This is a genomic window from Streptomyces sp. NPDC055078, from assembly GCF_053607985.1.
Genome location: NZ_JBSGUP010001141.1, coordinates 1 through 1,202 on the forward strand (window position 1 = coordinate 1; position 1,202 = coordinate 1,202).

Below are 1,202 nucleotides of genomic sequence, written 5' to 3' on the forward strand. Positions count from 1 at the left end.
CCCGGTGAGCCGGGTGGTACCCCCGGGAGGTGCTACCGCTTGACGGCCACGAACCCCCACTGCTCGACCGGCTCGCCCGCGACGGGCGCCTCGGGCCGCCACAGGCTGATCGAGCCGAAGCCGGGCTCGATGAGATCGAGGCCGTCCGCGAAGGAACCGATGACCTCGGCCGGGCGGGAGACATAGGGCAGGGCGCCGCCGCTGGCGTACTCGTCGGAGCCGGCCCGGGTCTCCGGTGTCTCGATGGTGTCGCACAGAATGAGGCAGCTCCCGGCGGGGAAAGCGTCGAGATAGCCGCGCAGCAGGGCCGCCGCCCGGCCGTCGTCCTCGACATGCCCCAGCGTGGAGAGCAGCATCAGTGCGACGGGCCGGTTCGGATCGAGGGTCTTCGCGGCCTCGCGCAGGACGGTGGGAGTGTCCGTCAGATCCGCGTGCACATAGTCGGTGGCGCCTTCCGGGCTGCTGACGAGCAGCGCGCGGGCGTGGGCGAGCACGATCGGATCGTTGTCGACGTAGACGATCCGGGCCTCCGGCGCGACCGACTGGGCCACCTCATGGGTGGAGTTGGCGGTGGGCAGTCCGGTGCCGAGGTCGAGGAACTGCCGTATCCCGAGCTGCTCGGCCAGATGCCGCACGGCCCGCGCCTGGAACTGCCGGGAGGCGCGGGCGATGCCGGTGATCTGCGGGAACATCTCCTCCATCCGCGCGCCCAGCTCCTGGTCGACGGGGTAGTTGTCCTTGCCACCCAGCCAGTAGTTCCACACCCGCGCCGAATGCGGTGTCGTCGTGTCGATCTGATCCGCCGGCGCCTGGGGCTGGTGCTCCGCGTTCATCGGGCTCTCCGTACGTTGTCGGGCCGCCCCCGCACAGTTCGAACAGGGGAACGCGCCCCATGGTTCACCACTCGCCGGGCATAAGCCAGCGGCACCACCGATCAACTCAGCCGCCGGGCGGCCCTGGTGAGCGGCCCCGGCGCCCCGGCCGACCGGCTCCCGCGCGGCCGTCCGCGCGTGCGCGGCGCCGCCCGTGCGGGTGGAACGGGCGCAACATCGGGTGACAAAACGCTCAAGAAGCGGCGCCTGCCGGGCCGCCGCCCGATAACTTCGTAACTCGGCCCATGAAGAACGGGGGTTGGCCGTGCTCAACACTGATCGCGAGCCACCGCCGAAGTGCCCCGGAGGGCACCTCGGCATGTCGACCGG

At 71.4% G+C, this 1,202-nt stretch carries 1 protein-coding gene; it reads right to left on the reverse strand.

The genetic code is table 11. From position 1 onward, the window contains the following. Positions 1-32: 32 nt before the first annotated feature. Complete coding sequence (locus tag ACWF94_RS40800) at positions 33-833, reverse strand: SAM-dependent methyltransferase (protein WP_453500402.1); 801 nt, start codon at positions 831-833, stop codon at positions 33-35. Positions 834-1,202: the final 369 nt, after the last annotated feature.